Annotated in this window: 14 protein-coding genes and 1 tRNA gene; 11 read left to right on the plus strand and 4 right to left on the minus strand. The window is 46.9% G+C overall.

Annotated elements, in window-relative coordinates; genetic code table 11:
• Positions 1-26: 26 nt before the first annotated feature.
• Complete coding sequence (locus AAHN97_RS14450) at positions 27-1,883, plus strand: hypothetical protein (protein WP_343302743.1); 1,857 nt, start codon at positions 27-29, stop codon at positions 1,881-1,883.
• Here the strand turns inward: AAHN97_RS14450 and AAHN97_RS14455 are convergent.
• The gene (locus AAHN97_RS14455; RefSeq protein WP_343302744.1) at positions 1,870-3,096 is read right to left on the minus strand and encodes an NAD(P)/FAD-dependent oxidoreductase; all 1,227 of its coding nucleotides are present in this window, start codon (positions 3,094-3,096) and stop codon (positions 1,870-1,872) included. The genes AAHN97_RS14450 and AAHN97_RS14455 overlap by 14 nt on opposite strands.
• 158 nt (positions 3,097-3,254) lie before the next feature.
• On the opposite strand from AAHN97_RS14455, the gene AAHN97_RS14460 reads away from it, so the two are divergent.
• Both AAHN97_RS14460 and AAHN97_RS14465 read left to right on the plus strand, forming a co-directional pair.
• Positions 3,255-5,684, plus strand: a complete 2,430-nt coding sequence (locus tag AAHN97_RS14460; protein ID WP_343302745.1) for an MG2 domain-containing protein — start codon at positions 3,255-3,257, stop codon at positions 5,682-5,684.
• A gap of 71 nt (positions 5,685-5,755) precedes the next feature.
• Complete coding sequence (locus AAHN97_RS14465) at positions 5,756-6,943, plus strand: hypothetical protein (RefSeq protein ID WP_343302746.1); 1,188 nt, start codon at positions 5,756-5,758, stop codon at positions 6,941-6,943.
• A gap of 18 nt (positions 6,944-6,961) precedes the next feature.
• Here the strand turns inward: AAHN97_RS14465 and AAHN97_RS14470 are convergent, their stop codons facing one another.
• Positions 6,962-8,167 carry a hypothetical protein gene (locus tag AAHN97_RS14470; protein WP_343302747.1) on the minus strand — a complete coding sequence of 402 codons (1,206 nt, stop codon included), beginning with the start codon at positions 8,165-8,167 and terminating at the stop codon, positions 6,962-6,964.
• Between the two features lie 314 nt (positions 8,168-8,481).
• Between AAHN97_RS14470 and AAHN97_RS14475 the strand changes: the two genes are divergently transcribed.
• The 3 genes from AAHN97_RS14475 (at position 8,482) to AAHN97_RS14485 (ending at position 12,951) form a co-directional block, all read left to right on the plus strand.
• Positions 8,482-8,555: transfer RNA gene (locus tag AAHN97_RS14475), tRNA-His, on the plus strand.
• Positions 8,556-8,803: 248 nt separating this feature from the next.
• Complete coding sequence (locus AAHN97_RS14480; RefSeq protein WP_343302748.1) at positions 8,804-11,428, plus strand: TonB-dependent receptor domain-containing protein; 2,625 nt, start codon at positions 8,804-8,806, stop codon at positions 11,426-11,428.
• A 110-nt stretch (positions 11,429-11,538) separates the two neighbouring features.
• Complete coding sequence (locus AAHN97_RS14485) at positions 11,539-12,951, plus strand: arabinose isomerase (RefSeq protein ID WP_343302749.1); 1,413 nt, start codon at positions 11,539-11,541, stop codon at positions 12,949-12,951.
• Here AAHN97_RS14485 and AAHN97_RS14490 read toward each other — a convergent pair.
• A complete protein-coding gene (locus AAHN97_RS14490; RefSeq protein WP_343302750.1) occupies positions 12,948-13,838 on the minus strand; it encodes an AraC family transcriptional regulator in 891 nt (296 codons plus the stop codon). The genes AAHN97_RS14485 and AAHN97_RS14490 overlap by 4 nt on opposite strands.
• 121 nt (positions 13,839-13,959) lie before the next feature.
• Between AAHN97_RS14490 and AAHN97_RS14495 the strand changes: the two genes are divergently transcribed.
• The 4 genes from AAHN97_RS14495 (at position 13,960) to AAHN97_RS14510 (ending at position 22,198) form a co-directional block, all read left to right on the plus strand.
• Positions 13,960-14,649 (plus strand): SGNH/GDSL hydrolase family protein, encoded by a 690-nt coding sequence (locus AAHN97_RS14495; protein WP_343302751.1) that lies wholly within the window; start codon positions 13,960-13,962, stop codon positions 14,647-14,649.
• 23 nt (positions 14,650-14,672) lie between these two features.
• A complete protein-coding gene (locus tag AAHN97_RS14500) occupies positions 14,673-17,729 on the plus strand; it encodes a glycosyl hydrolase (RefSeq protein ID WP_343302752.1) in 3,057 nt (1,018 codons plus the stop codon).
• A gap of 2 nt (positions 17,730-17,731) precedes the next feature.
• Positions 17,732-20,443 (plus strand): family 78 glycoside hydrolase catalytic domain, encoded by a 2,712-nt coding sequence (locus tag AAHN97_RS14505; protein WP_343302753.1) that lies wholly within the window; start codon positions 17,732-17,734, stop codon positions 20,441-20,443.
• Positions 20,444-20,812: 369 nt separating this feature from the next.
• Entirely contained in the window at positions 20,813-22,198 is a 1,386-nt protein-coding gene (locus AAHN97_RS14510) for a right-handed parallel beta-helix repeat-containing protein (RefSeq protein WP_343302754.1), read from the plus strand.
• A gap of 44 nt (positions 22,199-22,242) precedes the next feature.
• On the opposite strand, the gene AAHN97_RS14515 is transcribed toward AAHN97_RS14510, so the two are convergent.
• Positions 22,243-22,899, minus strand: a complete 657-nt coding sequence (locus AAHN97_RS14515; protein WP_343302755.1) for a protein-L-isoaspartate(D-aspartate) O-methyltransferase — start codon at positions 22,897-22,899, stop codon at positions 22,243-22,245.
• A gap of 47 nt (positions 22,900-22,946) precedes the next feature.
• On the opposite strand from AAHN97_RS14515, the gene AAHN97_RS14520 reads away from it, so the two are divergent.
• Entirely contained in the window at positions 22,947-23,702 is a 756-nt protein-coding gene (locus AAHN97_RS14520) for a HEAT repeat domain-containing protein (protein ID WP_343302756.1), read from the plus strand.
• Positions 23,703-23,739: the final 37 nt, after the last annotated feature.

Below are 23,739 nucleotides of genomic sequence, written 5' to 3' on the forward strand. Positions count from 1 at the left end.
TCGCCATGCATAAACCCTCCTTTGTTTTGAAACGTGCCAGCTTCATACTCCTTATAACTTTTAGTTTATTGCATGCCCCCGGTTTGTATGCCCAGCAACCGCTCAGCAAAACAGTGTCTTTCCGCGTAACAAATAAACCTGTAGATACCGTGCTGGCCATCATCAGCCGGCAGGGCTCCTGTTCTTTTTCCTTTGCTGGCAGCCCCTTCCGGGGAGATAGCCTGGTTACTTTCAACATAGCCAACAAACCTGTTAAACAGGTGCTGGACCTCCTGTTCAGCGGCCGCATTCAATATGTGGAAAGCGGGGATAATATCATCCTTCAGCGCGCAGAACAGGCACGGGAAAGGAACTACGTGATCAGCGGATATGTGCGGGACAAAGAGAACGGGCAGGTAGTGCCCAATGCCAGTATTTACGATCATACCAACCTGTATTCTGCATTTACCAATAGTGACGGGTTTTTCCATCTCCGCCTGAAGGACAAAGGCAAGCAGCCCTCTGTTCAGCTCACCGTGAGTAAAGAATTTTATACGGATACGGCATTGTATGTACTACCCGGCTTTGACCGGGAGGTTTCCCTGGCCATTTCCCCTGCCAAAACAGTTGTGTTGAAGGAATTCATTGTTTCTGACCAGGTGGAGAAAACCTGGTTGGGCAAACGCCTGCTGTCTGAAGGTTTAAAGCGGCAAACACAGAATATCTCTAAGTTCTTTGCAGATAAACCGGTGCAGACCTCCCTGGTGCCTGCCATTGGTTCTCATGGTAAAATGGCCGGGCAGGTGGTGAATAAGTTTTCTCTTAACCTCATTGGTGGTTACTCCGCAGGCCTGAACGGTGTGGAGGTTGCCGGCGGTTTCAATATCGATAAAAAGGATGTGCAATATGTACAGGTAGCCGGTCTCTTTAACATGGTAGGAGGTAATATGACCGGCGCACAAGCCACCGGGGGTTATAACCAGGTGATGCAGTCCGTAAAGGGCGCACAGGCAGCCGGTATTGCCAACGTGGTGAAAGGAAAGCTGAAGGGCGTTCAGGCTACCGGTGGCCTGAATACTGTAGGAGACAGTGCCAAAGGAGCACAGGCAGCCGGCATCAGCAACATGGTAAAAGGAAACCTGCAAGGTGTGCAGGCTACCGGTGGTTTGAACCAGGCAGGCGGTGATGTAACAGGAGCACAGGCTGCCGGTATCAGTAATTTCAACCAGGGCAATACAACAGGCGCCAGTATTACAGGCGTACTGAACCATACAGGCGGGAATATGATGGGTTTACAGCTGGCCGGGGTTGCCAATTCAACCACAAAAAATGTGATGGGTATGCAATTAGCCGGTGCAGGCAACATCAGCGGTGGAGAAATGGCCGGCCTGCAATTCAGTTCCATCTTTAATTACAGCCGCCGTCTTACAGGCATTCAGTTTGGATTGGTAAACATAGCCGATACTTCTTCCGGCCTCAGCTTTGGCCTGCTGAACATTATCCGTAAAGGAGGATATTATAAACTTTCTGTTTCAGCGAATGACCTGATGCCGCTGAACCTGTCTTTCAAAAGCGGGCGCAAACAATTCTATACCCTATTCACCGGCGGTATGGATAACAATCTGTACAATGTGGGTTTTGGTATTGGCAGGTCGTTCAGCATCGGGAAGAAATGGGTTATCACCACAGACATCCTGCAGCTGAATGTATTTGATAAAGACTGGAAGAGCCTTGGACAGGTATACAGGTTTCAACCACTGCTGAACTTCAGCCTTACCAGTTGGTTATCCATACATGCAGGGCCTGCGCTTTCCATTTCAGAATATGCCAGTGGCGTTAACAAGTTCTCGGAGAAACATCTCAATCAATTGTTAGGCTGGCAGGCAGGGATCAGCTTTTTTTAAGGGCACCCAGGTTAGCAGCCACAAAACCACTCGTCCATGCATGCTGGAAGTTAAAGCCACCGGTGATCCCATCCACATCCATCACCTCACCTGCAAAGAAGAGGCCCGGCACTACCCTGCTCTGCATGGTATCAGGCTCTATTTCACTTAAGCGGATACCTCCGCAGGTCACAAACTCCTCTTTGAAAGTAGTTTTCCCTTTCACCGGAAATTCCATCCCTGTTAAGTAACGGATCAGTTTATTCTGCTCTTTCCCCGGTAATTCAGACCAGCGGATCTCTTCGTGTATCCCACACTGTTGTAAGAGAAAATGCCATAACCTTTGCGGCAAACCGAAGGGGTTTTTAGTATAGATCATCTGCCCACCCATATCCAGCCGCCATTGCGGCCAGGCATCGCGCAGGGAACTTTCATGATAGTCAGGCAACCAGTTCACCAGTAAGGTAAATGTATATTCCTGCGCCTGCAGCAAACGTGCGCCCCATGCGGAAAGCCGTAATATCACCGGTCCGCTCATACCCCAATGCGTGATAAGCAATGGCCCGGACTCCTGTAGTTTGGTACCCGCTATCTTCACCTGTGCCATTGGTACAGATACGCCCATCAATGCAGTCACGGGGTTCTGGGGCATATTGAAAGTGAATAACGAAGGCGCAGGGGCTTCTATCGTATGCCCGAGGGCTTGCAGCCAGTTGAATTTCTCCGCCTGCGCATATCCGCCTGCAGCGATGCAAACATACTGTGCGGTTATCTCCTGCCCGTCCTGCAATTGTATCATCCACCCATCTGTTTGTTTAGCTATACGTACCACATCCGCATGCATTTTTACCTGCACCCCGTAACGGTCTGCTTCACGCAGCAAACAATCAATAATGGTCTGGGAATTATCTGTTACGGGGAACATCCTGCCATCCTCCTCTGTTTTCAGGCTCACGCCCCTTTCTTCAAACCAGCGGATGGTATCCGGTACAAAAAAATGCGTAAAAGATTTTTTCAGGAACTGCGTACCACGGGGATAACGTTTCACCATATCAGAGATACTGCTGAGTGCATGGGTTACGTTGCAGCGCCCGCCGCCGGAAACTTTTACCTTAGAAAGCAGTTTGCCCGTTTTTTCCAGTAACACCACTTCCAGCCCCGGATGCAGCCTTGCTGCGTTTACCGCGCAAAAAAAGCCGGCAGCTCCACCGCCAATCACCACCAGCCTGTTCATACTTTTACCATTTTTTATTCGTTACAGAATGTGCCATCCGGCATTCCCGCGGCGAATTTCGGATTTATGGCTCAAATATGAAATGTTAAAATCTCATAAGCACTATCTACTAATTATTCGTAATTCATTATCTTGTTGGTTTAAATACATTCTGATCCATGCAACGCAAATCCCTGCACAAACTTCGTTACCTATTGATGTCCTGTGTATTAACCACAGGAATCTGGGGCGCGTTCGGCTTTACACCACCAGACGACTGGGCCACAAGGATTCAACAGGCTTTAGCCAAATTCACGGGCAATTATCCGCAAGAGAAAGTTTACCTGCAGTTAGATAAAGACTATTATGCTTCAGGCGAAACCGTATGGTTCTCAGGATTTGTTACCCTTAACGATCTTCCGGCCACCGGCGCCCGCAACCTTTATGCGGAATTGCGTGACCAGAAAGGCGCTATTGTGCAGAAGGAACTGGTGCTGGTATATAATGGCGCAGCATCCGGTGAATTCACCTTACCGGAAAACATGAAACCAGGGCTCTACCAGGTAAGGGCCTACACCGCATGGATGCTGAACTTCGATTCTACTTTCCTTTTCTATAAAAACATACAGGTATTTGACCCCAAAACGGGTAAATCAGGCGAGGAAGCCGCCAGTAAGGATTATGCCGTACAATTCTTCCCGGAAGGTGGAGACCTCGTGAATGAGGTAAGCAGCGTGGTGGCCTTCAAAGCCATTGACCAGAATGGTTACCCTATCAAAGTAGCCGGCGCCGTAAGGGATGGCAATGATAAACAGGTGGCGGTGATCACCACCGTGCATGACGGGATGGGTACTTTTGAACTGAAACCGGAAGCCGGCAAAACCTATAAAGCCGTGGTGCAGTCTGCCAGCGGGCAACAGAAAACATTCCCGCTCCCTGTGGCCAAAGCAAGCGGTATTGCACTCAAAGTATATAACCGTGGTTCACGCATCTTCTACCTTACGGGTTTCAATGGAATAGACAGCACGGCTAACAACCTTTTACTGGTTGCTACCATGCAGAACCAGCTGATCTATAAAGCAGAACTGAATATAGATGAAGGAAAAGTGAGCGGGCTTATCCCCACCAACAACCTGCCTCCCGGCATCCTGCAACTCACTATATTTGATCACCAGGGCCGCCCGCTTACGGAACGCCTCGTGTATGTGAACCAGAAACAGGACTTGCTGGAGTTCTTCCTGGACCCCCAGGAGCTAAATAAAGGCCCCCGCCAGCGTACAGAACTGGTGTTGCAGATCCCCGATTCCATGCGCGGTCACCTGAGCGTGGCTGTAACGGATGCAGACCAGGTAGCAAGGGATGAAAATGCCAATAACATCATCACACATACCTTCCTTACTTCTGATATCCATGGATACGTACACAACCCGTACTGGTATTTTCAGAACGACAGCACCATGCAAACGCTGGACCTCGTGATGCTCACCAACGGATGGAGACGTTATAACTGGCAGCAGATCCTGCAGGACAAATTCCCGAATATCATTTATCCTTATGAACAGGGTATCAATATCACCGGTACTGCTTATACCTCCGGCAGAAATCCTGTAACAGACGGAAGTGTGAACTTTCTCATCAAAATTCCGGTGGACAGTTCTTCTGCATTTGCTTCTGCACCTGTAAATAACAAAGGGCAGTTCGCCCTCGCCAATTTAATGTACAACGATACTGCCCAGATCTATTTCCAGGGCAATATGGCCAATAAAAAGTGGAAGGATGTGGATGTACAGTTTGACCGCCATTTCTTCGACAACTTTGCACCGGTAAAAACACCGATCCCTTTATTACCGCCGCCACCTATGGATAACAAGGTATTGAAGAATTACCTGGCTACCGTACTGGAAGGCAACAGTGTGATCAGGAGCATGACCAACCGTACCATCTTCCTGAAAGAAGTGAACATCAACGCAAAGAAACCTACCCCTGAAGAAACAACAGAGAAACGTTATGCCAGCGGCATGTTCTCCGGCGGCGATGGTTATACTTTCGATCTCACGAACGAAAATCCTACTTCCTTCAACGTATTCCAATACCTGCAGGCAAGGGTACCCGGGTTGCAGATCGGTGGCGATATGAACAATCCCTCCCTCTCCTGGCGGGGTGGTGCTCCCGGTGTGTTCCTGGATCAGATGCCGGTAGACATTAATACGGTAGCCAATATCCCCATGTCTGACGTAGCACTGATTAAAGTGTTCCGCCCTCCGTTTATGGGCGGCTTTGGCGGTGCCAACGGCGCTATTGCTATCTGGACGCGCAGAGGCGGAGACAGCAGGCCGGATCCTAATGTAAAAGGACTGGAACTGGTGAAGAAAGGCGGTTACAAGATCATTAAAGAATTCTATAGTCCTGATTACTCTGTGAAAAAAGCAGTACATCAGCTGGCAGATAAACGCCTCACACTATACTGGAATGCTAACCTGAGATATGATACTACTAATCATACGGCGAGGGTTATCTTCTATAACAACGACTTCACCAAGAACTTCCATGTAGTGGTAGAAGCAATGGACCAGTATGGAAGAGTGGGAAGAGTAGCGAAAGACTTTTAACAGTATCACAAATAATTATATTTTTAAGGGAGAACAATTTCGTTCTCCTTTTTTTTAATTCAGTTCAACCCATGAGAAAGATTTTATCCTTGTTACCTACAGTGCTATTGCTCTTAGCACCAGTATTCTTGTTTGGCCAAAACACCCATTACAAGTGGAACAATCGTTATAGCGCCAATGCAACCCAGGCTAAAAGGGTCTGCCTTGGAAGGCTATATTATAATGCGTTGCACTGGGGAGACTACAGCACTATAAAGTTCACACTTCAGGAGAACTATTACACCAGTGGCATTGTTGAGTACCTGGTAACAGTTCGTCAGGGAATGCCCGAGATTTCCTGCCTGCGTGCAATGGGGCAAAATGTTGATAAAGGCCGTTTAGTGCTGGGAGAAGCTGTAGCAACCGGCAATAGTTATGAAGGTCAGTTAAATTATTATAAAGAAATATTTCTGGATGTGGATTATCATACTGTCTGGCAGGTAGAAGCTGATGTAACTGGCGCCCATTTTCAGATGGATCTGACCAGTATTTCCGGTGATAATTATAGCTATAGTACGCTATTCTCTAACCCAACCGTACAAGACATTGCCAGCTTTGTGCCTGATGTTAAAAGTGTGGTATTGTCTGCGAACGCCGGCACGAATGCTTTTAATATGGGCATAGGAATTGCCGCTCCGAAAGGCAAATTACATATCTACAAATCAACTACCGGCAACGTAGAGGGAACAGTGATCCTTGACGGCCCTGTTAATTCAGAACGCGCATTGGCATTTTATGATGAAGGCCAAATGGCCTGGTGGTTCGGGCGGGACAACGACAATACTGCAGGCCTTGGAGATGGTATAGGATTCTGGTCGCAAGGCGCGGGAACTGCTTTTGTGATCAAAGATGATGGCAGGGTATGCATTGGCTGCAAAACTCCGCAGACAGGTGCAAAACTCTCTGTAAATGGAGATCTCTTCGCTAAGAAAGTAAAAGTCACCACTGCCAACTGGGCCGACTTTGTATTTGAAGACAATTACAAAATGCCCTCCCTCCCCTCCCTGGAAAAATATATCCGGGAACATAAACACCTGCCGGAGATCCCTACTGCCAAAGAGGTAAAGGAAAATGGCGTAGACCTGGGAGAAATGAACGTGAAATTATTGCAGAAGATAGAAGAGCTGACCCTCCTGCTGATCGAGCAGAACAAGCGGATAGAAGCCCTGGAAAAAAGAAATAAAAAAAACAGCCCCCGGAAGTATCCGGGGGCTGTTTAAAAATGCTTTATTTCCTGCTTAATCTTTCAGCTTATTCAGGTAGAAACTCAGCTTAAACAATAATTCATCCTGCAATCCCGCTCTCACCTGCGCTTCTTCCTCAGTAATACCTAAGCGGCGTAAACGCTGGTAGTATACATAAGAACCGCCGATCAGCTCCAGGCATTCTTCAATCTTGTTCTTCACCTCTGCTTCTTTCGACTTTTTATCGAATTCCTTTTTGGAAAGGATCCTGTCTACAAAGTAGAAAGCATCTTTATCCTCCGTCCATTTACCATCTTCCTTGTGCTGCGGTTTGTATACTTCCAGGTAGCAGTTATCCAGTTTCAGGGGTTCGCCGAATTCCGCTTTGATATCGATCACCATCGGTTTCTCCGCTGCCGGGTTAGCCATGCGTTTTTTGATAGCATTGCTGATCTCTACACCTAACTCTCCGCTGCTCATCAGCAACTGGTTCAGCTCCGTGAATTCCAGCCCGATAGTGATGCGGGTGTAACGGGTGCCGCTCTTGATCTTCCCAAACAAAGTTGGCATTGTTTTGTCATCGAACACAATGTCTTCCACCTGTACTTTGGAGATGGTCTTGTAGTTGGGTTTGTACCCTTCTTCCGCAGGCGTCAGGCGTCTGTTCTGTGGTTTAGCCACTTCCTGGCGGCGCAGATGCGTCACAAAATCATCCACAAAGCTGAGCTGGTACTTTTTCAGTTTCGTATACAGCTCATGCGTGGAATAGTTGTTGATCTTGCTTAACACCAACAGGTCGCTCCAACTGTTATGCTTCTGCACACGCTTCAGTTCATCCATCACTTCCTGTGCGGATACATTTCTGCGGTACAGTAATTCCCCGATCAGGAATACGGCATACTCGTGAGAGGGATATCCCAACTCCGGCAGTACGTCAAACGGACTCCTTTTCTGATCACGGCCCTGCGTTAATAGTTCGAGATCTGTCATAACAGGTGCTAATAAATACTTGCGGGCTGCGGTACGCAATTTCTTGCTTACGTAATCTAACAGTTGATCATTTACCACACTGTGATTCACGAAATCGTGCAGTATCTGTACAAACCGTTTTGATACAGGTAAACCGAACTGGGTGAGGATATCTGTTTCCAGTACCTGCACCGTGTCCACATCTCCACCTTTAGCCGTTTTTCTTGGCTTTTTCTCTTGCTTCTGATAATGCTGGTAATACTCCTGCAGTTTTAATTTCAGCTGATCCATACGCATATTAAGTTGAATATCAATCTACTATATAATGTCTCGTTCATTCATGGGCACAAAATAGCCCAGCACTTCGCATGCTGGGCTAGTAAGTTCGGGTGAATTGCGAGAGGCAAAGATAACTCATTTTTTGTGGAAATCATGTGCATAACCACCCCTCTCTAACAGATTTCCAACCATCATATGTTAGGTATCTTAGCCTCAGCAACTTACCCTCGCCAAAAAAAACATTTATAAATGAAAAAGATTTTTGGCTGCACATTTGGAATTTGAAGGTGATTTCCCTTACCTTTGCAATCCGCAAAACAGACATGGTGGTTGTAGCTCAGTTGGTTAGAGCATCAGATTGTGGTTCTGAGGGTCGGGGGTTCGAGACCCCTCAATCACCCATCTTAATAGAATGGTCTCTATGTAAATAGAGGCCATTTTTCATTTTAAAAAGCCAGGTCTGAGTGTTAACTACTGTTAATACCTTTTACCCCTGATTAACCGCATTTCGTAGCTGATTTAACTCCCTTTATCAATATCTCTGCAAGGTGAGCTGTTTTGCATCTATTTTTGTTCCTGCAAATACCTGTGTAACAAAGGTCAAATCAAAAAACAACGTCTAAATCTGGAGTCAAAGAAAAAATCAAGATGAAAAAATTATACGCAGTGTTCATTGCATTGATGGTAATGCAACTGAATGTGGCTGCCCAGGCCCCACAAAATGGAGGAAGACCGGGTGCAGGCGGCGCAAGCCGTCCCGGAACGGGAGCGGGCCAACGCCCGGGTGGCGCCGGTGGCCCCGGAGGCGGAGCAATGCCGCAGATAGGCCAGATCTATGGCAAACTTGTAGACGCTCAAACTAAACAATCTGTTGAATACGCATCTGTTGCACTCCTTCGTGCGAAAGATTCCAGCCTGGTAACAGGTATGCTCAGTAAAGGAAACGGCGATTTCAACCTGGAAAATCTGCCCTTCGGCGCTTTCCTGGTCCGTATCAACTTTATGGGTTATAAAACCATCTTCAAAAAGGTGACCGTTACGCCGCAAACCATGTCGCAGGACCTGGGTAATATCAAACTGGAAGCCAATGCCAAATCATTGGAAGAAGTGAATGTTACCGGCCAGCGCAGCGCTTTCCAGATGAGCATTGATAAAAAGGTGTTCAATGTGGACCGTAACCTAACCAGCGTAGGCGGTACTGCCGCAGATGTGCTGAAAAGTGTTCCTTCAGTGAACGTGGACATTGATGGTAATGTGAAAGTGCGGAACTCCTCCCCTAATATTTTTGTGGACGGAAAACCCAGCACGCTCTCCATTGATCAGATCCCTGCAGACGCTATTGAAAGCGTAGAACTTATTACCAATCCTTCCGCCAAATACGATGCCGAGGGCATGAGCGGCATCATTAACATTGTACTGAAAAAGAACAAAAAAGCCGGCTATAACGGTATGGTGATGGCCGGAATTGGCAACAACGACAAATACAACCTGGGTGGTAATGTGAACGTGCGCCAGGGTAAATGGAATGTGTCTGCCAATTACAACTTTAACGCTAACAGGAACTGGGGCAACGGAACCACAGACCGTACCAATTTTGCTGTGGCCGGTTCCCCGGATCAGAATTACATTAACCAGAACAGCGACAGCCGTCAGGGCGGGCAGTTCCAGTTCGGCCGTTTTGGGGTGGATTATTTCCTGGACAACCGCAACACCCTCTCCCTGTCCCAGAACATCGTAGGAGGTAGTTTCAAGAACAGGGAAACACTGGCCAGTGTATACAGTGATGCCAACAAAGTGATCACTAACCGCAACAACCGTTATACGGACAGTAAGTTCGGTTTCAATAACTACACTACCACACTTGGTTTCAAACACCTTTTTGCAGAACCTAACAGGGAACTCACTGCAGATGTGTCACTGAACCTCAGCAACAATAACCGCGGCGGCGGATTCATCACACAACCGCTCAACCTGAGCGGAGAACCTGTTGGCAATCGTTTTGCACAGACCAACAACAGTGATGGTAAAACTAATTTCTATTCCTTCCAGGCAGATTACGTAGACCCTGTTGGTAAAACCGGCAAATTCGAAACCGGTATCAAAGGAACCATGCGTTACTACAGCAGTGTGTATGATGTGTTTGATGCCAACAATGGCAATCCTGTAAGGATAGACAGTATTTCCAACGACTATAAATACGATGAGCAGATCTACGCTGCTTATGCAAACTATTCAAACACCATTCAGAATTTCGGTTACCAGGTAGGTTTACGTGCAGAACAATATGTATACGCAGGAGAAATACCCAGTAAATCACTGAAGTATAAACCTACTAAACCAGTGCCGGGCCTCTTCCCCAGCGTGTACTTATCCTACAAACTGAAAAAGGAACAGGAAGTACAGCTGAACTATTCCCGCCGCGTGAACCGTCCGAACTTCTTCCAGTTAATACCTTACCGCGATTTCACGGATCCGCTGAACCACCGGGAAGGTAATCCTGATCTGAAGCCGGAGTATACCAACAGTCTTGAATTCTCTTATATGAAAACATGGAAGAAACACAACTTCCTGGGTTCATTATACTATCGCAATACCAACAACCTGATCAGCACCATCAACGAACCTATTACACCGGGCAATGATACTTTGCTGACCACATTTGTGAATGCGAACAAGAACTTCTCTTACGGTGCAGAACTCACTATGAAGAATGAGATCATCACCGGCTGGTCTGTTACCACCAACGTGAACCTCTATCAAACAGAGCTGCAGGTAAGGAATGCGAAAGAAAATTATACTAACCGCGGATTCAGCTGGCTCGCAAAGATCAACTCTGAAACTAAACTGCCGGCTAACTTTACCTTCCAGGTAACGGCCAATTACCAGGCACCTACCATTACGGTTCCTTCCGGTGGCGGTGGCGGCGGCCGTGGTGGCGGAGGCGGCGGTGGCGGCTTCATGATGATCCCCACTTCTGCACAGGGTATGATCAAAGGATTAAGTGCGGTAGACCTTGCAGTAAGGAAAGACTTTTTGAAGAACAAAGCAGCCAGCCTTACCCTCAGCCTGAGCGATGTATTCAATACCCGCCAGTTTGAGATGGACCAGGAATCACCTTACTTTTCCCAGAACTTCATCCGTAAACGTGAATCACGTATTCTGAAACTGAACTTCAGTTACCGCTTCGGGAAGTTTGACGCTACTTTATTCAAACGTAAGAACAACAAGACCAGCGCTGATGGTATGCAAATGGATACCGGCGGAGGATTCTGATATTATAGAAAAGGCGGGCTGCATTCAGCCCGCCTTTTTTTTGTCAAAAAACACATCTTTCCTGCCAAATAGAATATAGAATTCAATCTACATTTGAAAAAATGTATAGTATGAACATAGGACTGTTTGGCATAGGGCTGGAGGAATACTGGAATCAGTTCAGCGGATTACAGGAACGCCTGAGCAATAACCTGCTCTATATCCAGCAAAGACTGGAGAAAATCCATCCACGTGTATTGAACCTTGGCCTCGTAGATAATACAGATAAAGCCTTTGAAGCCGGCACCCGTTTGCGTACAGGAGATGTTGACCTCATCTTCATTTATGTGTCCACCTACGCCCTCTCCTCCACAGTGATGACAGTACTCAGGAACCACCGCGCACCCGTAGTACTTTTAAATCTCTCTCCTGGTAATGCCATCAATTATGATGCATTCAATAAAATGAACGATACCACGCAGATGACGGGTGAATGGCTGGCCTATTGTTCTGCCTGCCCCGTTCCTGAACTGGCCAATGTATTCAAAAGAACAGGTGTACGTTTTCACCAGATCACCGGCGTACTGCAAAATGATATATGCTGGGAAGAGATCGGAGACTGGGTGGAAGCGGCGAAAGTAGCACATACCATGAACTACAACCGCCTGGGCTGCATGGGCCATTATTACAGCGGTATGATGGATATCTACAGCGATCTCACCCTCCAGTACAAATACTTCGGCGGGCATATGGAACTGCTGGAAGTAGATGAGCTATCTGCTCTCCGCAGAGATGTGACCAATAAACAGGCAGAAGACAGGATAAAGGAATTCTACCAGGAATTTGATATGCAGCCCAACTGCGATCCCGAAGAGATCAGGAAAGCAGCCGTTACCAGCGTGGCACTGGATGTATTAACCAGCAGGTATAAATTGGGTTCCATGGCCTACTACTATAAAGGCACCGGCATCCCGGAAAATAAAGAGACCATTGCCACTATCATTGTGGGCAATTCCCTTTTAACTTCCAAAGGTATTCCGGTAGCAGGTGAGTATGAGATCAAGAATGCCCAGGCCATGAAGATCATGGACAGCTTTGGTTGCGGCGGATCTTTCTCTGAATATTATGCCGTGGATTATAATGATGATGTAGTACTCCTGGGGCATGATGGCCCTGCGCATATCAGGATCGCGGAAGGCAAGATCAAAGTGAAACCTTTAGGGGTTTATCATGGCAAGGTAGGCAACGGGCTTTCTGTTGAGATGTCTGTTAAACAAGGCCCCGTTACTTTACTTTCTATCGTGGAAAACGATCGTAATGAATTGTTCTTCCTGGTGGCAGAAGCTGAATCTGTGGCAGGCCCTATCCTGGAGATAGGCAATACCAATAGCCGTTACCGTTTCTCCTGTGGCGCAAAGGAATTTATTAACCGCTGGAACAGCCAGGGCCCCGCGCATCACTGTGCAATAGGAACAGGGCATATGTATCATAAGCTGGAAAAACTGGCGCATCTCCTGAACATGAACATTGTAAAGGTCTGCTAATCCGCCTTCTTTTGCTCCCGCCAGGCAGAGGGAGAAAGCCCGTTCTTTTTCTTGAAGAGCTTTGAAAAATAGAACACGGATTCAAAACCCGTTTGGTAAGCTATTTCATTCACAGAGAGGTGTGTGGCATCCAGCAGGGTCATTGCTTTTTTCAGGCGAAGGTTCAGGTAATACTGATTGGGCGATTCACCCGTCACCTGTTTGAACACTTTCCTGAATTTGGAATAACTCACCGGCAGGTCTTTAATGATATCTTCGATGTTGTTGGATTCTTCAATGGCTTCCCGCATCAGGAACTTAGCTCTTACCACCAGGTTTTCATCCTGTCCCTTATGCTGCACATCATAATACGTGCGGGTATGGATCCGCGCAAAGATCTCCATCAGCATAGCGGACATTACCTGCGGATAACCGGGCTGCGCCTGGTCTACCGCCATGAATAACTTCTGGAACAGGATCAGTACTTCTTCATCGATGCCCAGGTCTATCACCGGTTTATCTTCCTGGAAAAAACCTTTCCGCATCAGTTGCTCCGGGTAATAACCTTTGAACCCGATCCAGTACTCCGTCCAGCCGGAAGTTTCCAGTGGTTTGTAGCGGTGCCAGGTACCGGGGTACAGCAGAAAGCAGGTGCCGCCGTCTATATTCCGCAAAGGCACCTGCGAAGATTCAAAGACGCCGTTGCCTGCCGTAATGTATACCAGCTGGAATTCCTTCAGCACACGGCCGGACTTCCAGGTGAGTGAATAACTGGATGGATGTTCTTTATTAGCCGGATACGTTTTGGCAGCAGCAGGTTCTATCCGGGTAAAACCTGTTGTGGTGAGATATAATCCCCATCGTTCTTCCGCAGACGTGATCGTGAAATATTTCGAAAAGTTCTTCATGTGTACACGTGGATGATTAATGTCAAAAAGTACAAAAAATCTGGTAGTTTATATAAAAGAGATTGATCCGTTCCATCTAGCTTTATAGGTGTTGTTCGATAAAAACAATATCTTGTTTACCATGAAAAAGATACAACTTATTTGCTGCCTCCTGTTCTTATCAGGCCTGGTTTCAGCACAGGTAAACAGGGAAGAATATCTCAAAGATATTAAATTAGAACTGGTAAAAGAATGGCCGAAGAACAGGACCATCAACCTTGTATTCCATGGCCACTCTGTTCCTTCCGGTTACTTCAGAACACCGCAGGTGAACACGCTGGATGCATATCCGCAACTGGTACTGAAAGCATTAAAGGCAACATACCCGCATGCCGTGATCAATGTGATTGTAACAGCTATCGGCGGCGAAAACAGTGTAAACGGAGAGAAACGTTTTGAGAAAGATGTACTCATCCATCAACCGGATGTACTGTTCATTGACTATGCCCTGAACGACAGAGGGCCGGGGCTGGAAGCAGCCAAAGCTGCCTGGGAGAAAATGATACGCGCTGCATTGGCAAAAGGGATCAAAGTGATCCTGCTCTCTCCTTCTGCAGACCTTTCTGAAAATATTCAAAGTGCTGATGCGCCACTGGCCAAACATACAAAGCAGATCCGGGAAATGGCCGATGCGTTCAAGGTAGGTTTTTCTGACAGCTACAGCCAGTTCAAAGCAGTGCAACCGCTTAAAGATTACATGTCCCAGGGGAATCACCCTAATAAAGAAGGCCACGAACTGATCGCAAAAGAGATCGTCCGATGGTTTAAATAAAGTTTAAAAAAACATACCCGATTATGCAAAAGCTTGCGACCACGTTCTACTGCATCTGTATGTTGATGATCATGCAGGGGAAAGCACAAACATTTACTCAACTGCAAAAACAATTCACTGCACCCGGCAGGGAATATGGCAGCGCACCTTTATGGGTATGGAATACAAAAATAACAAAGAAGGAAATAGACCTGATGCTGCAGGATTTTAAAGACAAAGCATTCGGTGGGGTAATGGTACATCCGCGCCCGGGCCTCATCACTTCTTACCTCTCCAACGAATGGTTCGATCTTTTCCAGTACACTGTAGCCAAAGGCAAAGCCCTTGGGCTTGATGTATGGATCTATGACGAGAACTCCTACCCCTCCGGTTTCGCAGGAGGGCATGTGCCTGATCAGATGCCGGAATCCTATAACCAGGGCCAAATGCTGCAGATCACTAAAACAGATACCTTTCCAAAGGATACAAAATATCTCTTTGTTTGCGTACAGGAAGTGAATGGCAGCTTTAAAGATGTAACATCGCAGATGCAGGAACTCAGAGGTAAAACCGGCAGGTTCTACCTGTTCCATAAAAGATACTACAGCAAATCCGGCTGGTATGGCGGCTTCAGTTATGTGGACCTGATGGTGAAAGGTGTAACAGAAAAATTCCTGGAAGTAACCATGAAAGGATACGAGAAAGTAGCCGGCAACGAATTCGGCAAAACCGTTAAAGGCCTTTTCTCCGATGAACCCGGCATACAGGCAGAATATCCCAACACCGTACGCTGGACACCTGATCTCTTCAATACCTTTCAGCAGAAATGGGGATATCCCTTACAACCGAACCTCCCCTCCTTATTTGAAGAGGTGGGAGACTGGAAAAAAGTAAGACATAACTTCTATCAAACCCTGCTGGACCTCTTCATTGACCGCTGGTCCAAACCCATGTACAATTACATGGAAAAGCACAACATGCCCTGGACAGGTCACTACTGGGAACATGGCTGGCCTAATCCTGAACACGGCCCTGATAACATGGCCATGTATGCCTGGCATCAGCAACCGGGTATAGACATGCTGTTCAACCAGTTCAATGAAACAAGCCCCGGCGCACAATTCGGCAACATCCGCTCTGTAAAGGAATTAGCCAGCGTTGCCAATCAGCTGAACAAAAAAAGAACACTGAGTGAAACCTATGGCGGCGGCGGCTGGGACCTTACCTACAAAGACCTTAAACGCCTGGGAGACTGGGAATATGTACTGGGCGTGAATTTCCTCAACCAACACCTTTCCTTTATGACCATCTCCGGTGCAAGGAAAGGAGATTACCCGCAATCTTTCTCTTATCATAATCCCTGGTGGCAACACTACGCCACGCTGAATAATTATTACACCCGTTTGTCTTTCGCCCTGTCACAAGGCCAGCAGCGGAACGATATACTCGTTATAGAACCTACCACCACTGCATGGTCCTACGCCATTCACGGCAAAAACCATCCGCACCTCGGAGAGATAGGCAATGCTTTCCAGGCCTTTGTAACTAAGCTGGAAAAAGCACAGGTGGAATACGACCTGGGATCAGAATACATTATCAAAGAGCATGGGAAAGTACAGAACGGAAAATTTGTAGTAGGCCAAAGGGCTTACAGCACCGTGGTGATCCCGCCCGGTATGGAAAATATAGACGGCCCCACTCACAAATTATTAAAAGCATATGCAGATCAGGGCGGTAAAGTATTGCTGTACGAAAAACTGCAAACACTGGATGGTGCAGCCAGTAATGCACTGGCTTTCGGGGAAGTACACAACTCCCTTGATACAAAGATCTTTCCCTCAAAAGATTTTGCTATCAGCTTCACTGGCGGCAACCTCTTTCATCACCGCAGGACCTTTGCAGACGGCCAGCTGATCTTCCTGGCCAACTCCGGTATGGAAAGCGCAGCTACAGGGCAATTGCAGCTGAAAGGAAAAGATGTGCTGCTGATGGACCTTTTCACGGGCACAGTATATGACTATCCTGCACAAAGTTCCGCCAGTGGTCTCACGATTGATTTCAATGTTCCCGCTGCCGGCAGTATGTTATTGTTTGTTGCAGATAAACAACAGCCAGGTTTCCCTGCATGGCCTGTTAAAGGAACAGCCACCACTGTAAGCACAGGCATCGCTAAAGCTGTACGCCCCGCTGCCAATACACTCATGATCGATTTTGCAGATGTTGCATTCGGGGATACGCTGCTGAAGGAAAATCATGTGACCAATGCTACAGATGTGCTCTTCAAAAAATACAATTATACCAGCGGCAATCCCTGGAACCATGAGGTGCAATTTAAAGACCGCCTGGTAGCAAAAGATACTTTCACTACCCATACCGGTTACACTGCCACCTATCGTTTTGAAATAGATGAAAATGTACCTTTTAATAAGTTCACTGCCGTTATAGAACATCCTGAACTATGGAATAAGATCCTCGTGAACGGCAAAGCAGTACAACCCGTAAAAGGCAAATGGTGGCTGGACAGGTCGTTTGGCGTACTGGAGATAGGTGCTTTACTGAAAACAGGCGAAAACACCCTTACGCTTTCCATCACACCCATGAGCATTTATGCAGAGATAGAACCCGTATATATCCTGGGAGACTTTAACCTGGCCGCAGCAGCGAAAGGCTTTAGGATTATACCGCCGCAGCCATTACAATTGGGCAGCTGGAAAGAACAGGGCCTTCCTTTATACGGGCAAAGCATCAGCTATAAAAAGGAGTTATCAGTAGCCAATACAGGCCAGCAATATGAAGTGGTGCTGGGAGCATGGAAAGGTACCGTGGCAGAAGTAAAAGTGAATGGTATAAAAGCAGGTATTATATTTACGGATCCCAATGCATTGAACATCACAAAGTATCTGAAGAAAGGAACAAACCAGGTGGAAGTGATTGTGACAGGTAGCTTCAAGAACCTGCTGGGACCACATCACAATAACCCTAAACCCGGGATAGCAAGCCCCTGGCATTGGCGGAACATCAAAGCATATCCTTCCGGCAAGGATTACGATCTATATGATTATGGCCTGATAGAAGATTTCAGGATCATGCAATACAAATAAGTATGATGAAATATTTTCTGGCAGTCCTGGGCATGTTCCAGGCCTGCCATTTATTTGGTCAGGCTACAAACCTGCAATGCGAATACCGTAAGGACCCCTTAGGCATTACCTCCGCTGCCCCACGTTTATCCTGGGAACTTAATTCACCAACACAGCAGGCTTACCAGGTGTTTGTATCAGACGACCCTGCTGTACGGGAAGGTAACATCTGGAATTCCGGTAAAGTACAAAGCAATGCAACTATTCAGATCGTATACAAAGGCAAAAAGCTGGACCCCGCAAAAGTATATTACTGGAAAGTAAAAACATGGGATGCGCAGGGAATCGCTGCCGGCTGGAGCAATACCGCTTCCTGGCAGATGGGGCTCATTAACCAGGCAGACTGGCTGCAGGCGCGCTGGATAGGTTATGAATCCATGCCGGACACCTCCCTGATCATACCGGCGGCACATGGTGCAGGCAAAAAGGAATGGGGACCAGGGAAAAGTATACTTCCACTTCTCCGCAAAGAATTCAATATTTCAAAACCACTTAAACGTGCCACCATGTTCATTTCAGGGCTGGGGCACTTTGATATGAGCCTGAACGGTGAAAAGGTAGGCGACCATTTCCTTGATCCGGGCTGGACGCAATATAGTAAAGAAGCATTGTACATCACCTTCGATCTGACTGCTCAGCTCAAACAGGGAAAGAACGCTTTAGGCATTATGCTGGGCAATGGCTTCTATCATATACCAAGAGAAAGATACCGCAAGCTCACCGGCTCCTACGGCTATCCAAAAATGATCTGCAGAATGTTGCTGCAATATGAAGATGGCAGCACAGAAAATATTGTCAGCGGAACCGACTGGAAAGCAACACCGGGACCCATCACCTATTCCAGCATTTATGGTGGTGAAAGTTATGATGCACGCCTTGAAAAACAAGGATGGAACCTTCCCGGATACAATGACAGTGACTGGAAGGCTGCAGTGCCGGTGAGTGGCTCCCCGCACCTGGCCAGCCAAACCATGGACCCGCTGAAAGTAACAGACATCCTCCCCACTAAAAAGATCACACATCCCACAGCCAATATATGGATCTATGATGTAGCACAAAATGCATCCGGTATTCCACGCATTAAAGTGAAAGGCAAAAGCGGAGATCAGGTAAAGATCATACCCGGCGAATTGCTGGACGATAGCGGAAAGGTTACCCAGCAGGCTTCCGGTGGCCCCATGTATTACACCTATATCATCAAAGGAACGGAAGCAGAAACCTGGCAACCACAATTCACTTATTACGGATACCGTTACCTGCAGATAGAAGGTGCTGTTCCTGCCAATGAAAACAATCCATCACAATTGCCGGTGCTGCTGGCAGCAGATGGTTTGCACACCCGCCATGCAGCAGCTTCCGCAGGATATTTCAGTTGCTCCAGTGAACTGTTCAATAATATCCATCATCTCATAGACTGGGCTATCCGCAGCAACCTGGCCAGTGTATTAACAGATTGCCCGCACCGCGAAAAACTCGGCTGGCTGGAAGAAGTACACCTGATGGGAAATTCTATCCGGTATAATTACCAGGTACCTGCATTACTGAATAAGATAACAAATGATATGCGCGGTGCGCAAACCGCAGATGGCCTTGTGCCGGACATTGCTCCGGAATATGTAGAATTCCATGGCGGCTTCCGTAATTCTGCTGAATGGGGCAGCGCTTCCGTATTAGTGCCGTGGGACATGTATCGCTGGTATGGAGATAAACGGGCACTGGAAGAGAATTACAGCATGATGGTACGCTACCTGGAATTCCTGGGGAAAAATGCAGCGAAAGATTCCCTGAAACGCGGCCTCGGTGATTGGTTCGACATCGGGCCTAAAGGTGTGGGCGAATCACAGAACACTCCCATTGCATTGACCGCATTCGCCACCTATTATCACGACCTGCAGGTGATGATAGCCACGGCTAAAGTATTAGGTAAACAACAGGATGTAGTGAAGTATGAACAGATCAGTGCCTCCGTTAAAAAGTATTTTAATGATACCTGGCTGGATAAAACCACAGGGCAGTATGCCACCGGCAGTCAAACATCCAATGCCATGGCACTGTATATGGACCTTGTACCATCTGCGCAGAAAGAAACCGTACTGCAGCATATCATCGATGATATCGTTAAAAGAGATAACAGTTTAACCACCGGTGAAATAGGATTCGGTTACCTGCTGCGTTTGCTGAACAACGCCAACCGCTCAGATCTGATCTACACCATGAATAACCGCAAGGATGTGCCCGGTTATGGATTTCAATTAGCAAATGGAGCTACTGCGCTTACAGAATCCTGGCAGGCATACCGTTTTGTTTCCAACAACCACCTGATGCTCGGGCACCTGATGGAATGGTTCTACAGCGGCCTTGCGGGAATAGGCCAGGAACCAGGCAGCATTGCATTCAAAAAGATCCTGATACGCCCGCAACCGGTTGGCGATATCACCTTTGCCAAGGCAGGTTATCATTCCCCATATGGCCTCATTAAAAGCGAATGGCATAAAAGTGACAGCACTTTTGACCTTACCGTACAAATTCCCCCTAACACCTCCGCAACTATCTGTTTGCCTGCTATCGGAAAAGGAAAGGTAATGGGAAACAATGCATTACGGTTCATAAAGAAAGAAAAAGGTATGCTGATCTATGAAGCAGGACCCGGTAGTCACCACCTCTCCCTGCGGTAGATTGACAAAAAAAATTACATATATAAAATATTTGCAGATGAATAATTTTCATCATATAAATATATAGATTTAGATATATGTATATCAATTCACTATGATATCTATTAGGTAAAATATCCCGGGAAACAATGTCATGCTTTTGACAGCTAAGTTGCATAACTGGAAAGCGCCTGAATGCCCTCATAATATTTCGTTGTTAACGCCCGTTTTGTTGCAGTTATCTATTCGTTTTTTTTTGATATTTGCACTAATCGATTTTTAATTACCATATCCGGATAGTTTTTATTTAGTGCCGATCCAGCACCTTTATTTTTTGACGCATAACTATTTTGAAAAACCATGAAAAAAGACTGTATTAATTTACCGAGCATGTTGCTTTTAGCACTTACACTCATACTGACATTTTCCAATTGTAGCAAAACGAGTTCTATTGAAGAAGTAAGAGATGAAACAGGTACCCCGGAAAATCCCGCACCGCCCGTAGATCCAAACGCCAAACAGTACACCCTTGTACCTGATAAAGAAGGCAGACTGGTAATAGATAATAAGGATGGCCTTTATCAACCTGGAGATATCCTTAACCTGAAAGGAACCTTCTATGCTGTTATCTTCTACAATCTGAGTGGAAGTGCCAGTAAACCAATTGTAGTGCGCAATGCACCTGGCACAGTGGTTAAAATAGGAAACCCCGCCTGGGATGGCGGTTCCTGGTCCACTGCCCTGAGCTTTGTGAATTCTCACCACATAAAAGTGGGAGGTTCAACCGCTGCTGAATTTGTTATCAACGGTTCTACCAAAGCCAGCCGCAACGCCTACTTCAATCTTTCCTTAAGTGCGCATTCCGATAATTTTGATATTGGTTTCATCACCATTATCAACGGAGGTACTGGTATATGGGCAAAAACAGATCCTGTGAAAAATGATGCCAGCACACATTATCCGAATAGCTATATGGAAAACCTCTCCATCCATGATGTGTCTGTTACCGGTACTTACAACGAAGCGATGTACATCGGCCATACTGCCACTTACTGGAACCTGAGCACCAATCAGTCCGTTTACGAACTGGCTCCCGGCCAGGTACCAGGCGGAGACCTGGTGCAACCCATCAAATGGCGTAAGGTGAAGATCTATAACAATAAAGTGAAAGACATTGGCGCGGATGGTATACAAACCGCAGCGATCGATCAGCTGGAAGTATCCAACAACGATGTTACCAACTGGGGCCTGCAGCACAATCCATCTCACAGCGGCGGGTTGTTGATCGGCGGAAGGGTGACTGCCTCTAATGTGCACGACAATGTGATACATGATGGCTGGGGCGATCTTTGCCAGTTCTTTGGATCAGGAGAAACCGGCGCACAGCATACCATCACCAATAATCTTTTCCGCGATAACACGGCAAACGATGGCGTTACTTTCCGTGGAACAGATGATGCCGTGATTAAGTTCACCAACAATACCGTAGCACGTCCTTTTGGTGTGGCATTGCGCATCAACGGGCTCCTGGGTCAGAAAGCCAGACAGCTCATCAGCGCCAACGCATTCATTCAACCCCGCACAGGCGGCGGTGTGGTGGATGACCGCGCTTATATCTATACTGAAAATGGCGGGCAGGTAACGGAAGGAACAGGCACAAGCATCAACACTAAATTTCCCACTATCGCAGCAGCGGGTGTGGATGTAAATAATTACTTTCAGCCATTACCCGGCTCTGCATTATTAAGTACCGGGTTCAGGTTAAAAGCTTTCTAAAAAGAAAAAGGGCTGTCTCCATTAAGACAGCCCTTTTTTTATGTTTAGCCTTTTTTACCGCTGAGCATGGGAACAAAAGAAAAATCATCAAATACTTCTTCCTGGAATTCATCTTCTCCGGTTTTGGTGATGCGCAGCATCCTTTGTATGTCCTGCGCGCCCACAGGGATCACCATCTTCCCTCCCACTTTTAACTGTTTCAACAACTTCTCCGGAATAGCAGGCGCTGCCGCTGTCACCAATATCTTATCGAAAGGTGCATAGGTGGGTAATCCCTCATAACCGTCCCCATAAAAGAACTTGATGGTAGGATACTTTGATTTGTAAGGAAATGTTTTTACAAGATCAAACAGTTTCTTTTGTCTTTCGATAGTGTACAGGTTTACTTTCAGCTCTCCCAGTACACATGCCTGGTAAGCGCTGCCGGTGCCTATCTCCAGCACCTTTTCAAATGGTTTAACGTCTAACAACTGGGTTTGATACGCTACAGTATAGGGCTGTGAAATGGTTTGCCCTTCTCCGATGGGAAAAGCCCTGTCTTCATAGGCAATTCCCTCAAAAGCTGTATCCAGGAAGTAATGCCGTGGGATGTTGTTAATGGCCGCCAATACGTTTTCGTCCGTAATTCCTTTCTGCCTGATATTGTCTACCAATTGTTTGCGTAATCCTTTTTGCTTATAATTATCTTCGTACCGCCTCATGGGCGCAAAAATAGAAGTTTTTCGATCATTGCAAAACAGTTTGATAGATGGCGTTTTACGATCTGTCCAAAGAAGAAAGGTCCGCATTGGTCCGGCAAATGGAAGCCGTAATAGAAAAGGCAGTGCAAACCAGCCAATTACAATCGCTGTTATTATACGCGGCAGACGAGGATACTTATATCCGCAAAAATGCCTACCAGGCATTAGGTAAAATATACCCCGCCCAACCTGCGGCCGTATTGCAGGCCATTACAACCCTTGTACAGCACCCGGAAGCCAAAGTGAGGCAAACAGCCATTAATGCCGCCGGAGAGATAGGACGGCATGATTTTAGTGCTGTTCGCGCCTACATGGACCAGGGCCTCACAGATGCTCACCATAGCGTGCGTAATGCAGTGATCGGGTCTGTAAAGAAGATGGGGGAAAAGAACCCGGTGCCGGTATTAGCATGGGCAAAAGGATACCTGCAACATCCGGATAAAGAGATCCGCCGGGAAATATGCCACGGCATTGAGCTAAGAGGGCGTACACACCCGCAGGACATCCTCCCCCTTCTCAAAACCCTGCAGTTCGACAAAACAGCCCGCGTCAGGAATACCCTGGTACACGTGCTGGGGCAGATAGCCTATAAGAAAGGCTGCCTTGAAACCGTAACCGCAGACCTTAAGACCTGGGAGAACACGGAACTGGTAAAGGCTGCGCTGGATGAAATAGCGGATGTACATGAACGTTACAAGGATTTTGCCGTTAAAACACAGGAAGAGGCCATTGCCTATATGGCCAAACATTTCGGGGATATTTAAATTTCTCATTATTTTACATCAGCAATTGATCATTAGT

Source organism: Chitinophaga niabensis, from assembly GCF_039545795.1.
Lineage (GTDB): Bacteria > Bacteroidota > Bacteroidia > Chitinophagales > Chitinophagaceae > Chitinophaga > Chitinophaga niabensis_B.

Coding starts and splice junctions, on each gene's coding strand:
- AAHN97_RS14455 (WP_343302744.1), bottom strand. CDS start 3,096: ATGAACAGGCTGGTGGTGATTGGCGGTGGAGCTGCCGGCTTTTTTTGC.
- AAHN97_RS14460 (WP_343302745.1), top strand. CDS start 3,255: ATGCAACGCAAATCCCTGCACAAACTTCGTTACCTATTGATGTCCTGT.
- AAHN97_RS14465 (WP_343302746.1), top strand. CDS start 5,756: ATGAGAAAGATTTTATCCTTGTTACCTACAGTGCTATTGCTCTTAGCA.
- AAHN97_RS14470 (WP_343302747.1), bottom strand. CDS start 8,167: ATGGATCAGCTGAAATTAAAACTGCAGGAGTATTACCAGCATTATCAG.
- AAHN97_RS14480 (WP_343302748.1), top strand. CDS start 8,804: ATGAAAAAATTATACGCAGTGTTCATTGCATTGATGGTAATGCAACTG.
- AAHN97_RS14485 (WP_343302749.1), top strand. CDS start 11,539: ATGAACATAGGACTGTTTGGCATAGGGCTGGAGGAATACTGGAATCAG.
- AAHN97_RS14490 (WP_343302750.1), bottom strand. CDS start 13,838: ATGAAGAACTTTTCGAAATATTTCACGATCACGTCTGCGGAAGAACGA.
- AAHN97_RS14495 (WP_343302751.1), top strand. CDS start 13,960: ATGAAAAAGATACAACTTATTTGCTGCCTCCTGTTCTTATCAGGCCTG.
- AAHN97_RS14500 (WP_343302752.1), top strand. CDS start 14,673: ATGCAAAAGCTTGCGACCACGTTCTACTGCATCTGTATGTTGATGATC.
- AAHN97_RS14505 (WP_343302753.1), top strand. CDS start 17,732: ATGATGAAATATTTTCTGGCAGTCCTGGGCATGTTCCAGGCCTGCCAT.
- AAHN97_RS14510 (WP_343302754.1), top strand. CDS start 20,813: ATGTTGCTTTTAGCACTTACACTCATACTGACATTTTCCAATTGTAGC.
- AAHN97_RS14515 (WP_343302755.1), bottom strand. CDS start 22,899: ATGAGGCGGTACGAAGATAATTATAAGCAAAAAGGATTACGCAAACAA.
- AAHN97_RS14520 (WP_343302756.1), top strand. CDS start 22,947: ATGGCGTTTTACGATCTGTCCAAAGAAGAAAGGTCCGCATTGGTCCGG.